Source organism: Spiroplasma endosymbiont of Cantharis rufa (genome assembly GCF_964019665.1).
GTDB lineage: Bacteria > Bacillota_I > Bacilli_A > Mycoplasmatales > Mycoplasmataceae > Spiroplasma_A.
Window position 1 is genome coordinate 1070282 of the sequence record NZ_OZ026459.1, and the last position, 13787, is coordinate 1084068.

Below are 13787 nucleotides of genomic sequence, written 5' to 3' on the forward strand. Positions count from 1 at the left end.
TTAATTTTTTTAATGGTACAATTCTATTAAGGAGGTGGAAAAATGAGAGGAAATAGACAAACTTCAAGTATGAGAATGCTACTTTTAATAGGAAATTGATTTGGTTTAATTGTAGGTTTATTGTCCGCAATAGTGTTTGCTTATTATATAGCAGATCCTAATTTTGCAAATCAAATAAGCGGTGGAGATCAAACTATAATTAATTTTATTCCTATGATGGTTGCCATAGTTGGTTTTGCTATTATAACTAATATATTCTTTTGTTCATTCATCATAAACTTTTTAAGAAAAGCTGATGATATTACATTATTAAATAATAGATATATTATCGCATTATTTTCTATTTCAATTGGTGGTTTATTTACACCTTTTGTACTAGCACAAATGCAAAATATTCCTATTAAATCAACAGTTAGTCCTAAATTTACAATATCTAAAGGATACGGTGGAAACTGTTTAATAGCAGGAACAATAGCTTTATCTCTTTATTTTGGTTATTCATTAATTTCTACAAAAGAAATATTTACTGCTGGATTGGCAGATCAAATAGTTGTTGGGATTTTATCAGGAATAGTATTTTGAGGAGTTCTAAACTGCTTATTATTTGCAACACCAAATGCAAAAGCAGCATGAGATAAAAAAGGAATATCTTATGGGTTTATGAATTTTATAGCGATTATAAACTTAATCTTTGCTACAATTGTATTAATTTGACAATTAATATCAGCTGTTCTTACAATTTTCTCAATTCTTGGAGATTTATTCAACAAGAAAAGAGGATTCTTTGGAGCACTATTGAGCACAACATTTGCTGCATATAGAATTGCAATTCAATTATTTATTATTTATACAATAAATAGAATTATTAAAGGTATATGAGCTAAAGGCGATGCAATTGAGTATCAAGATTATTCAAGACTTGCTGAAAAACAAAGAGAGTATGAAGTTAATCAAGCAGAAGCATAAATAATAAAAGAAAAGACCACATATATTTATATGTGGTCTTTTCTTTTATTATTATTATTATTATTATTATTATTTATAAGCTTCTAGGGAACTAATTCGTTAATTAGTATTTATATAAAAAATTAATAAATTAAATTTAACAAACTATTTTTTACTCCCCCTTCAATCTTTTTGGAAAGTAATAAATTATCATCTAATAAGACCGCTCTATTTATAAAGCAATTATCAAAAGGTTCAGTTTTATCAGTAAAAATATTATGAATAACTGTAACGTTTAAATCTTTGTAAGATATTAAAATATTATTCTGATTTATATAATATATTTTTTTAAAGCCCTTTTCAGCTGAAATATTTTTTTCAATATTAAAGTCATAATCCAAAATTAATAATTCTTCCTTCTCATTTTGAATTACATACTTATCTTTTAATTTAACAATATCTACAATATTTCAATTAATTTTCCTAATAGGTTCCAAATACTTATCTGCTATTCATATTTTATCTTGCTTTTTTATTACTAATTTATCTTCAATTTTTTTAATGATTTGTAATTCCTTAGTTCCTTGATTAGAATCTAATATACTTGTTAATACCTTATTTTCTTTAATAAAGCTAACATATTTAATTCCCTCAATATTTATAAAATTTTGAATATAATCTTCAAAAGCATTTAAAATTTTTATATCAGTTTTACTAATATTTTCAAAAGAAGAAACTAATGGGCTTGGATGAGATAAAAAAAATCTTTCAATATCAGCTTTATTTTTTAAGTTTTCTTTAAAATTATCTTTTGAGATATAACATAAAAGGTTATTACTTTTATTCGGAAGACTATCTGTAAAATAAATATTTTCATTATCTAAAAATATATTTGTTATTCATTCACTATTATCAATTTTTCGAGTTTTTCTTTTCAATTAAATCACCATTCCTAATTATAAATCAAAAAAAACGGTAATAAACCGTATTTTCTTAATTATTTATTTTGAATTGCTTCTACCCCAGGTAAAACTTTTCCTTCCATATATTCTAAAGATGCTCCTCCACCTGTTGAAATATGTGTAAATTTTTCTTTAAATCCTAATTGAATGGCGGCTGCTGCTGAATCTCCTCCACCAATTAATGTAAAAGAGTTTTTTAAATTAGCAATTGCTTCACAAACAGCTAATGTTCCTTTATTATAATGTTCAAACTCAAATACTCCCATTGGACCATTTCAGGCCACTGTTTTAGCATCTTTTAAAATACCTTCAAATAATTTAATTGATTTTGGACCAATATCTAATCCCATTACATCATCAGGTAAATCAACTCCTGATATTGTTGGAGGTGTATCTTTGAAATCTTTATTATTTGCAGAGTCAATTGGCAAAATAATTTTTCCATTAGATTTATCTAAATATTGTTTTGCTAATGCTACTTTATCTTCTTCACATAATGATTTTCCAATATTATGCCCTTGTGCTTTGAAGAAGGTATATGCCATTCCACCACCAATAATAATTTTGTCCGCTTTTTCTAATAAATTATCAATAACTCCTATTTTATCAGAAACCTTAGCTCCACCAATTATTGCAATAAATGGATGCTCAGGTTTATCAATTCCTTTTGCTAGCATTTCTAATTCCTTTTGAACCAAAAATCCAACACAACTCTCTGATATGTTTGATGCTATTCCTACATTTGATGCATGAGCTCTATGAGCAGTACCAAAAGCATCATTTACAAATATATCTCCTAGGCTAGCTCAGTATTTTCCTAAGTCTTTGTTATTTTTTGATTCATATTTAACAAGTTCTCCATTTTGAACATCTTCAAAACGTGTATTCTCAAATAAGATTATTTCTCCAACTTTTAAATCTTTAATTGCTGATTCTAATTCTTTTCCTCTTGTTTGTGACACAAATTTTATTGTTTTTTTTGATAACTCTTCAAGTTTTTTTGCAACGGGTGCTAAAGTTTTTTTAACTTTATCGCTTTCTTCTTTTATTCTACTTAAGTGTGAAAATAAAACGATTTTAGCTCCCTTTTCTATTAAATAATTAATAGTTGGTAATGCTGCTCTAATACGGTTATCATCAGTTATAACTCCATCTTTTAATGGTACGTTAAAATCAACTCTAACAAGAACTGTTTTACCTGATACTTGAATATCATTTAGTGTTTTTTTCATTTTTATGCTCTCCTATACTTATTTATTTTAAAACATTTTTAACTATAAAATCTATATATTCAAAAAAATTATTATTGTTTTCATTATGAAATTTTAAAATATCTTGGTCAGTAATTAAATTATTCCTACTAGGTTTATATAATTTTTTTCATGGAGTTTGTTCATGACAAATCAAAACTATATCTCAATATTTTAAATTTAATAGAAATTTAATGATCTCATAAACGATTGTATTCTCACTACTAAAATTATTATCTATTTTAAGATCTTCTTTTTTATTAAAAATTAATGGTACATTTGACTTTGAATACTGGGTGTGATTTTTTCATAACTTATAAATTACAGGTCCTCATTTTCAAGTTTCAAATTTTATATTTGCAATTTTTGATTTAAAAATTAAAAAATATGAATAGACAATATAAATAATTTTTTGAATTTGAATCTGAGTCACTTTATTAATATTATTTTTCAACTTAACTTTTGCTATTACATTAAGAACATAATCAATATAATCCTCTTTTAAATAAAAAAACATATTTTCACCTCAATAATAATATCGTGTAAAAATATGCTGATTGTTTAATTTTAGAAATTATAAACTTAACATGTAGTTAATTGTACGGATAAATTGTGAAGTAAATGAATTTTCATTGTCATATCATGAAAATACTTTAACTAGTTGTTTCCCATCAACTTCCATAACTCTTGTTAAAGTTGCATCAAAGATTGAACCATATGTTGATCCAATTACGTCTTGTGAAACGATTTCTTTTGTACAATATTCTAAAGCTGCTCCAAGTTCAGCATCTTTTGATATTGCTGTTTTAATTGAGTTATTAATTTCATCAACTGTTGTATTTTTTGCTAATTCAACAGTTAAGTCAACAATTGATCCAGTAATTGTTGGAACACGTAGTGCTAACCCATCTAATTTTCCATTTAAGTTTGGTAAAACTTTTCCTACTGCTGCTGCCGCTCCAGTTTTTGATGGAACAATATTTCATGCTGCTGCACGTCCACGACGTAAGTCAACATGAGGTAAATCTAATAAGTTTTGGTCATTAGTAACCGCATGAATTGTATTCATTAATCCTTTAACAATTCCAAATTTTTCATCTAAAATTTTTGCTACTGGAGATAAACAGTTTGTTGTACATGATGCTGCTGAAACTATTTTATCTTCTGCTTTAATTGTTTTGTGGTTTACACCAAAAACAACAGTTTTTAGATCTCCAGTTGCTGGAGCTGAAATAATTACTTTTTTAGCTCCTGCATCGATATGGGCTTGTGACTTTTCTTTATCAGCATAGAATCCAGTACATTCTACTACTAAGTCAATTCCCATTTTTCCTCATGGTAAGTTTTTAGCTTCTCTTTCAGCTAAAATTTTAATTTCTTTCCCATTAACTATAATTGCACCTTCTTTAGCTTCAATCTTTCCACTCATAAATCTCCCGTGTGCTGAGTCAAATTCTAATAAGTATGCTAATGTTTTTGAGTTTGTTAAATCGTTAATTGCTACAATTTCAATATTTTTTGATAAGAATAGTTGTCTGAATGCTAGACGTCCAATTCTTCCAAATCCGTTAATTGCTATTTTTTTCATTTTTAGTCGTTTCCTTTCACGTCTTTATTTTATACCTTAAAGCCTTATTTATTAAATAAAAGCATAAAAATTTATTTCCATTTTTTCCGACTTTTTTTTATGTTATGGAAAAAAATCTATTAGTACCTTTTATTTGTGCCTGTCATTTCTATTTCAAATGTAAGACCCTTTAATCTTTCAGTAAATCTTAAAGTTTTTTGCTTTTCAAATTTCTTTTCTTCAATACCTGTAACTTTTTTATTTAAGTAATAGCTTTGTAATTCAGAAATTGAGAAATTGGAAGTAAAGTGAGTAATCATTTTATTTTCTAATCTATGATTTAAAATACCAAAAAGCAATTCATCTCTACTTCAGTCACTTACAATTTCTGCTCCAATATCATCTAAGATTAATACATCAACATTTAAGCAATCATCATAAAATTTTGAAAGATCATTTTTTTCCTGATTATTAAATGTATCTTTAACAATTTTTACTAATTTATTTACAGTAACAAAAATTAATTTCCTATCTTTTTTGGCATAGTAGTTTGCTAATCGTTTCATTAAAAAAGTCTTGCCAATTCCTGGTTTGCCATGAAGATAAAACCCCTTTCAAGAGTTGGTACTTAGATTTTCTCTAATTCTAGTAAATAAATTTTTTTGCTGAATATTAACTTTTGATAAATCTAGAGCTTCAATATACTCGCCAATAGTTTGACAATTTTCTTTTAAATCATAATCTGCATATAATATATTTTTGTCAATTTTATAATTCTTATTTTCAAATATTCAATGTTTGCAATTTTTACTTGTAATATAAAACACATTATTTTTATAAACAAGTTTTTGCTGTACTCCAGCTATTGGTTGTTTACAAAACCTTAATTCCTCTTCTTTATAACAATGAACGTAATCACTTAAGAATCTACTAATAACTAAAATATTACTTTGTAATATTTCATCTGTTATATTATGTTTTTTAATTAATTCTTTAAAATCTTTATTATTTTTAATTTCTTCTAATGTTAATTGCTTCATCTAAAAATCACCTCAACCTGTCTCTTCAAAAACTAAATCATCTTCAATTCTAATTTTATAAGTTTCTTTATTCAAAGCTTCATCTCATTTAGAATCTAATTCTATTTTATGACTTTTTTTAGATTTTCCTTTTGATTTTTGATGAGCAACTTTTAGATATTCAAAGGCTTCTAAAGCTACAATAAATCCATTTTCAGACATCGTTGAGCCAATTTTATAAATATAATTGGGAATTATTTTACCTTTGTTTTTTAGAAATACAAAATCTAATAAACAATTAATTACTCCATTTCTCAATTTATATTTATTTTGTAGAGTTTCAATTATTTCATTATGAATTTTATCTAACTCTTGTACACTTCCAGATTTTGAATTTAATAAAGCAAACAGATATTGCTCAGGTTCTATTGTTTCCATTTCAGCTAGTTTTTTATTTTTTTGATTTTGAATATTTAATTTAGCATCAAAATCTGGAACTGTTTCACTAAATTCATCCTTTCTAAAAATAACTTTTGAAGCTTCCTTATAAAATAGTTGACTATCAAATGAACATGTTTCTTTATCATAAATTTTTTTAATAATATTTTGTATTTCTTGTTGTGTTATATTGTACGATCCAAAAACATCTTCTACTGTTTTTTTTACAATTTTATTATTTTCACTAATTATAAAATCCTCTTTTTCTAATGATTTAATTAACTCATTATAGTTTAATCCTGTTAACAAAGCATTAGATCTTTTTGGTTTTGCTTTAATCATTTTTTGCACTTCATTTATGTCTTCTTTAACTTCTCCAAAAACTTCAGCAAATTTAGAAGATGTATCTTTATAACCACTTTCTAATGAAACCTCTCCCTCATCTCTAAATGAGAATCTCACGAGTTCATAGTCATCTTTACCAAGTTTAGAAACTAATACACTATTAAAAACCTGATTTTCAAAAAAGCTTGAAGGTTCTAATGGAGAATAAATATTAAATATTATAGTTTTTTTTTCCTTATTTTCTAATGTTCTTAAAAGACCTAAGGCTTCTAGTTTTTTAAAATATTTAGGTAAGTTTATTTGAGCAATATCAGTTATTTTTGAAAGTCTAGTATCTGAAAGGTTTATTTTTTTAAATTCATTAAAAATATATGACTCATTAATTAATGAATAGTATAAAGAAACTGCTCTAGAACCCATAATTGGTTGATATAAATAAGTTATAATTTTAAGATTTGAATTATCTATCATATTTTTTAAAATCACTTTGTAATTAAAATTATCCATTGCATACCTCTTACCCTTGTGCCTTATTAATAATAAGAAAAAAAGAAAAAAATGAAATAGATTTAATAATCTTTAAAAAATTGACTATTAAATGTTAATAAAAAGTATTTAAAAACACCTTAAATAAAGAAGTTCTGAAAGTTATACACAACTTAATATAAAAATTGACATTCTTTACAGAAATAAGTTCCTCTTCCATTTACTTTAATCTTCTCAATAACTCTTCCACAATCAAAGCAAGGTTTACCTTTTCTTGTATGTACTTTTAACTCATTTTGAAATTTTCCATCTATTCCTTGTTCTGGTTGATACGTATCAATTGTAGATCCCCCTAATTCAATAGACCTTTTAAGTATTTTTTTAGAAGATTCTAAGATTCTTTCATAGTCTTCTAATTTAAGAGAACTAGCTCTTTTTTCAGGATGAATTTTTGAATCAAACAATATTTCATCAGCATATATATTTCCAATTCCTGAGATTTTAGTTTGGTCTAATAAGACTGTCTTAATATGCTTATTTGAACGTGACATTATATCACGTAAATATTGCCCATTTAAATCGCTATTAAAGGGCTCTGGACCAACCTTATTTATTGGATTTTGACTTTTAAAGGTATCTTTTTCTTGTAAATGAAAAGTACCAAACTTTCTTGTATCACTATATATCATTATTTTATTTTCAGTTAACTCAAAAATAGCTTCAACATGTTTTAAATCATATACACTATTTGAATCAAATACGAATCATTTTCCTTCCATTCTTAAATGACTTATTAAAACTAGATCTTGTAGTTCAAAAATTATATGCTTTGCAATTCTAGATATATTATCTATTTTTCTACCCATAAGCTTATTTTCTAAATCTTCTATTGAGATATCTGTTTTAATTAAATTTGGATAAGTTATTTTAACTTTTTTAATAATAAGATTTTTAACTTTACTATTTAAAGTTCTTACTACGGTTTCAACTTCTGGTAATTCTGGCATTATTTTAAACCTCCTTATTTAAGATTGAATCAATCATTTGCTTGTGAATAATTTATTTCTAATTCAACAAGTGCAGTTCTATTCTTATTTGCTATCATTAATAAATCATTAAAGGCTTCTTTCATAGTTTTTAAAACCATTGTTTTAACTTTCTCTAATTCTTGCTCTTTAACTAATAAGATAATCTCATCATGTATTTGAGCTATCATTTTTGATTCTAAATTTTGTGCCTTTAAATTTTTAAATACATTAATCATAGCAACTTTTAAAATATCAGCTGCTGTCCCCTGTATTGGAGCATTAACAGCTGCTCTTTCACCAAATTGTTTAACCATATAATTAGAATTACTTAACTCATAAATATATCTTCTTCTATTCCCTAATGTTTCAACATAACCATTTTCATAACCAAATTTTATAACCTCTTCTTTAAATTTTAAAATTTGAGGAAATGCTTCGTAATATGCTTTAATATACTCCTTTGCTTGTGGAATAGAAATTTTTAGATCCTTTGCAAGTCCAAAATCACTAAGTCCATAAAGAATTCCAAAATTAAATACTTTAGCAACTCTTCTTTGTTCAGAGTTTATTTTTTCATCTTGAGATAATTTAAAGATACTTCTTGCTGCTTCTGAGTGAATATCTCTTTTCATTGAAAAAATTTCGATAAGTTTTTCTTCATTGACTATATCTGCCAAAACCCTTAATTCAATTTGTGAATAATCAAAACTTAAATATATATTATCTTCTTTAGTTACAAATATTTTTCTAACATTTTTTTGTTCTTCATCTCTTACAGAAATATTTTGAATATTTGGATAACTAGAACTTAGTCTTCCAGTATTTGTGAGTGTTTGATTAAAAATTGTATGAACTTTATTATCTGAGTGAATAAACTTTTCAAAACCTTTTAAATAAGTTGAATGTAATTTATTATATTTTCTAAAAGCAATAATTTTAGAAATTACAGGATGCTTATCTTCTAAGTAATCTAGAGTTTCTCTATCCGTACTTCCTTTATTGTAATCAGGTAATTTTAGTTTATAAAAGAATAATTCCTTTAATTGTTTGGGAGAAGCAATATTAAAATTATCATCAATATATTCTTTTAATTCTTCTTTTATTTCTAATTCTAAATCAACTAATAATTGTAAAATATTTTTTTCTTGCTTTGCCAATTCATCACGATCAACTTGAATTCCTTCAAGTTCCATATCAATTAAAACTTTTGCAAACTCAAATTCAATTTTTTCATACAAACTAGTTTGATTATTAGCGTTTAATAATTTTAAAATTTCTTCTTCATCTTTTTTAATTAATAAAACTTTATTTATAATGTAATCCATTTTAATTTTTTCATCAATTACTTGAGTTTTTTTAACACCCTTACCAAAAACTTCTTCAAAGGTCTTTGTTTCAATTGAAGGGTCAATCATAATTGTGTGTTGATCAAAAGTAGACTTAACATTTGAATTAATAACATAACAAGCAATCATCATATCATAAATAAATAAATCAGGGTTTATTTGATAACCCATTTTCATTAATGCAATAATAGTTTTTTTAACATCATAAGTTTTAAACTTTGCATTTTTTAAAAATGCTTGAAACTGTTCATCAATTACAGAATTACTTCAGTTAAAGATATTTATTGTTTCACTTGTGTTAAAAGAATAATAAAAATTACCCTTTGAATTAACTATTGCCATTCCAATGATATCACTTGTATGGTAATTATCATTTAATGTCTCTAAATAAATATAATTAACAGAGTCATTATATTTCAAATCTCATTTATTTAAAACAATATATTCTAGTTTGCTCTCCTTAGGTTCTTCACTATTTTTTGAACTATATTTTTTTAAAAGAGAGTTCATTTCGTATTTCACAAAAAAATCTCTAAGAGCTACAAAATTTATTTCTGTTTTATTAAAATCAACGTCATTAAAATCCATATCTTTATAAATTGTTGCAATTTCTTTTGAAAGAAAAGCATCTTCTTTTCCTGAAATTAATTTTAATTGTTTTGCCCCTTTTATCTTTTCAAGATTATTATAAATATTTTCCAAAGTATTAAATTCTTGCAATAGATCCTTTGCAGTTTTTTCTCCTATACCTGCAACACCTTTAATATTATCTGATGAATCTCCTCTAAGACCTTTATAGTCTATTACTTGTTCTGGAGTTACTCCCCATTTTTCAAAAAGTTTTTCACTATTATAAACTACAAGCTCACTAGTTCCAATTTGAGGTGATAAAACAAAAGTCTTATCTGATATCAATTGATACATATCTTGGTCACTTGTTAAAATATGAGTTTCTGCATCATTATTACTTTCTAGAATTTTTGAAATTGATCCAATAATATCATCTGCTTCAAAATTATCTGCTTCAAATCATTCAATATTAGCACTTGTTAAAAATTCTCTTACTATAGGAAACTGTAAAACTAATTCAGAGGGAGTCTTAGCTCTTCCTGCTTTATAATCTTTTAGCTTATCATGTCTAAAAGTTTTTTTTCCTTTGTCAAATGCAACCTTAACACAAAAATAATCATTTTTTTCAATAATATTTATAAGCATATTAATAAATGAATACACTGCATTTGTTGGTATACCACTTTTTGTTGTTAATGTTGCTCTTCCATAAGAACTATAAAATGCTCTAAAAATTAAAGCATTACCATCAACAAGTAAAAATTTATTTCTCATATTTTTCACCATTAATTCTATATAAAACAAGGAAACTTATCACTCTTTTTATTATAACTCTTTAACTACCTCAAGTAGTACTGCATTTATTTTATTATTAAAACTTTGTGTTTTAATTTTAACAATTAAATTTTTTCCTAAATTTAATTTAGTTTTTAAACTTTCAAAAACTGAAGCAAAAACTGTAACAATCATTGAATCTGTTTCATCTGTAATATCAATAAAACCCATTTCATTACCATTTTTATCATTTTTTGTGACAATGTTTTCAATATTTATGAGAACATCACAAACAATACCACCATCTTTTAAACTATTTAAAGTTCTTAATTTATTGCTATTAATAATTTTTTGTCGAATTAATGATAAAGGATGTGAAGATACAAAGAAGCCAAGATATTCCTTTTCAAAGCTTACTATTTCTTCTGGCCTATCTTTTATTTTTTTCAAATCTAATGAAATATTTGGATCATTTAATAAGGTTGCTGTATCACTTAAATTAAAAATTTGCTCTCTTCTTAAGATTAAGTCTTTTCTAGCGAAACCAAAACAGTCAAAGGCTCCAGAATAAACAAGGGCTATATATCTTTGCTCAGTTAGACCATTATCTTTCATATTACCAATAAATAAAAGAATATTTTCAAAGACTTCCTTTTTAGTTTTAAATAGCTTTTTTATATTTTTTAAAAACTCAGGTCCAATATATTTAATTATATTCATAGGAATATTAATCATATTATTATGAAATACATAAATACTATTAGGGTTTTTTATTGTTGGGGGATTTACATTAAACCCTGCTTTTTTTACTTCATTTAGATACTGAGAAGTTTTTATCTCATTTCTAATAGACCCATTTAATAATGAGCAGTAGAAAGATTCTTTATAATTTGCTTTTAAATATGCCATTCAATAACTTATTAAAGAATAAGCAATTGCATGAGACTTATTGAAACCATATAAAGCAAATTTTTCAATATAATTTCAAATCTCATCTGCCTTATTTTTTGCATAACCATTTTTTATGGACTCATTAATGAACTCCTCTTGGAAATCCTTCATTAAATTTTTATCTTTTTTACCAATTGCTCTTCTTACAATATCAGCTTTACTCAAACTCATTTTTGCAACTCTCTGTAGTATTTGCATAATTTGCTCTTGATATACTATTATTCCAAAAGTTGATTGTAAAATATCTTCAATATTTTTATCCATTAGTGAGTTTGTAAATCCATTATTTTTTCTTTCAATAAATAATGGAATATTATCTTGGGGTCCTGGTCTATATAAGGCACTTGTTAATGCAATGTCCTCTATTGAATCAACTTTCATTTTCATTAACACATCAGTCATTCCAGCAGATTCCAACTGAAATATTCCACTTGTATCACCTGCTCTTAGCAAGTTAAAAGTATTTTTATCATCAAGAGGAATATCTTCTAATTTAATATTTACTTTATCAATCATTTTAATATTTTTAATTATTTCTTGTATAATTGATAAATTTCTTAACCCTAAAATATCAGTTTTGATTAAACCAATCTCTTCCAAATAATTCATAGAGAATTGTGTTTGAGAAATACCATTAATACCTATCTTTGTTGGAACAACTTTATATAACTCTGTATCAGAAAAAACTACTCCAGCAGCATGTGTACCTGTTTGTCTTGGTAAACCAATAATTTTCTCGCTAATTTCAAAAATTTGAGGATACTTATCTTTGTACTTCTTTAAAATCTCACTGTCCTTTAAAGCTAAACTTAAATCCTTAACATTTTTTTCATTTATTTGCTTACTCATGTGGTTTATATCAGTAATAGGTATATCAAAAACTCTTCCACAATCTCTTAAAGCATTTTTAATACCTATAGTTTGAAACGTAGTTATTGTTGCAAAATTATCTTTTCCATATTTATTAAATAAATACTCTAGAATTTCTTCTCTTCTATCATCTTGGAAATCTAAATCTATATCAGGAAGTGTAACTCTTTCAATATTTAAAAATCTTTCAAAAAGCAATCCTCATTCTATAGGGTCTAACTTTGTAATCTTTAAAAGAAATGAAACTAAGCTTCCAGAAGCAGAACCCCTTCCTGGACCGTATAATATTTCCAATCTTATTGCTTCACAAATCATATCATGAACAATTAAAAAGTAATCTTCAAATCCCATCTTATTTATAATATCCAATTCATATTTTAATCTTTCCTTATATAAATTTTTATTTAAATATTTTTTGGAGTCAAAATACTCTTCTAGATACTCTTCACAAATAATTTGTAAATAGTTTTTTGATGGCATTTTTTTACTATTTGGATACTTCAAAAAATGCTTTTCAAAAATAAAAATATTATCAAAATCAATCTCTGAATAAATTTTTAGTAAATTATTTTGATGAGTTTCTATGTTTATATAATTTGCTACTAAATCTTTTGAAAAATAAAATCTCCTATCTAGATTTTCCAATTCTGAAATTAATTTTCCTTCAGAGATTGCTTGTAATGTCTTATACACTAAAAATTCATTTTCATTTAAAAAGTTAATTGGGTTTGCAAAAACTGTATTATTATTTTTTGAAAAATAAGTATAATTTTGTTTGTCTATTCCAATAAAAAAATTATTGCTATTTAATATTTTATTAAATTTATCAAGATAATTATCAATATTTTCAATTGAGAAAATTGCTATAACAATTACATCATTAGAAATTTTATTTCAAAAGAATTTCTCTAATTTTTCTAAGTCAAGTTTTTCATTTTCATTAATATACGAACTTATATGGCTTATTTCTTGATAACCCTTATTATTTTTTGCATAAATTAGTGTTGTTCCAAAAGACAAATCAATACTTAATCCCAAAATTGGATTAATTCCTACATGTTTTGCCTTTTCGAAGAATTCAGCTGCCCCATACATATTTTTTTTATCAGCATAGAAACCATAATTTAGATTATTTGCTTTTAAAAAGCCTAAATAATCTTCAATTTTTATTGTTGAATTCAAAAAATTATAACAACTATGAATATTAAGCAAATTTAAGTATTCCATATGAACTGA

At 25.1% G+C, this 13787-nt stretch carries 10 protein-coding genes; 1 reads left to right on the forward strand and 9 read right to left on the reverse strand.

Translation table 4 applies throughout. The features are described from left to right. Positions 1–42: 42 nt before the first annotated feature. The gene (locus AACL15_RS04630) at positions 43–966 is read left to right on the forward strand and encodes a hypothetical protein (protein WP_339033885.1); all 924 of its coding nucleotides are present in this window, start codon (positions 43–45) and stop codon (positions 964–966) included. A 122-nt stretch (positions 967–1088) separates the two neighbouring features. Here the strand turns inward: AACL15_RS04630 and AACL15_RS04635 are convergent, their stop codons facing one another. From AACL15_RS04635 to dnaE, 9 genes are all read right to left on the reverse strand, one after another. After that, positions 1089–1883, reverse strand: coding sequence for a hypothetical protein (locus tag AACL15_RS04635; RefSeq protein ID WP_339033887.1), 795 nt, complete (start codon positions 1881–1883; stop codon positions 1089–1091). A 59-nt stretch (positions 1884–1942) separates the two neighbouring features. Then, complete coding sequence (locus AACL15_RS04640; protein WP_339033889.1) at positions 1943–3139, reverse strand: phosphoglycerate kinase; 1197 nt, start codon at positions 3137–3139, stop codon at positions 1943–1945. Between the two features lie 22 nt (positions 3140–3161). Beyond that, positions 3162–3674: a type II toxin-antitoxin system antitoxin SocA domain-containing protein gene (locus tag AACL15_RS04645; RefSeq protein WP_339033891.1), complete on the reverse strand. Its 513-nt coding sequence runs from the start codon at positions 3672–3674 to the stop codon at positions 3162–3164. Positions 3675–3731: 57 nt separating this feature from the next. Further along, the gene (gene gap, locus AACL15_RS04650; RefSeq protein WP_339030260.1) at positions 3732–4745 is read right to left on the reverse strand and encodes a type I glyceraldehyde-3-phosphate dehydrogenase; all 1014 of its coding nucleotides are present in this window, start codon (positions 4743–4745) and stop codon (positions 3732–3734) included. A 119-nt stretch (positions 4746–4864) separates the two neighbouring features. Next, positions 4865–5764, reverse strand: coding sequence for a DnaA ATPase domain-containing protein (locus tag AACL15_RS04655; RefSeq protein ID WP_339033893.1), 900 nt, complete (start codon positions 5762–5764; stop codon positions 4865–4867). Continuing rightward, positions 5765–7033, reverse strand: a complete 1269-nt coding sequence (locus tag AACL15_RS04660; protein WP_339033895.1) for a DnaD domain protein — start codon at positions 7031–7033, stop codon at positions 5765–5767. A gap of 152 nt (positions 7034–7185) precedes the next feature. Further along, a complete protein-coding gene (gene mutM / locus AACL15_RS04665; protein ID WP_339033897.1) occupies positions 7186–8019 on the reverse strand; it encodes a DNA-formamidopyrimidine glycosylase in 834 nt (277 codons plus the stop codon). A 14-nt stretch (positions 8020–8033) separates the two neighbouring features. Further along, positions 8034–10730, reverse strand: coding sequence for a DNA polymerase I (gene polA / locus AACL15_RS04670; protein WP_339033899.1), 2697 nt, complete (start codon positions 10728–10730; stop codon positions 8034–8036). A 51-nt stretch (positions 10731–10781) separates the two neighbouring features. Beyond that, positions 10782–13778 carry a DNA polymerase III subunit alpha gene (dnaE, locus tag AACL15_RS04675; RefSeq protein ID WP_339033901.1) on the reverse strand — a complete coding sequence of 999 codons (2997 nt, stop codon included), beginning with the start codon at positions 13776–13778 and terminating at the stop codon, positions 10782–10784. Between the last annotated feature and the right edge of the window lie 9 nt (positions 13779–13787).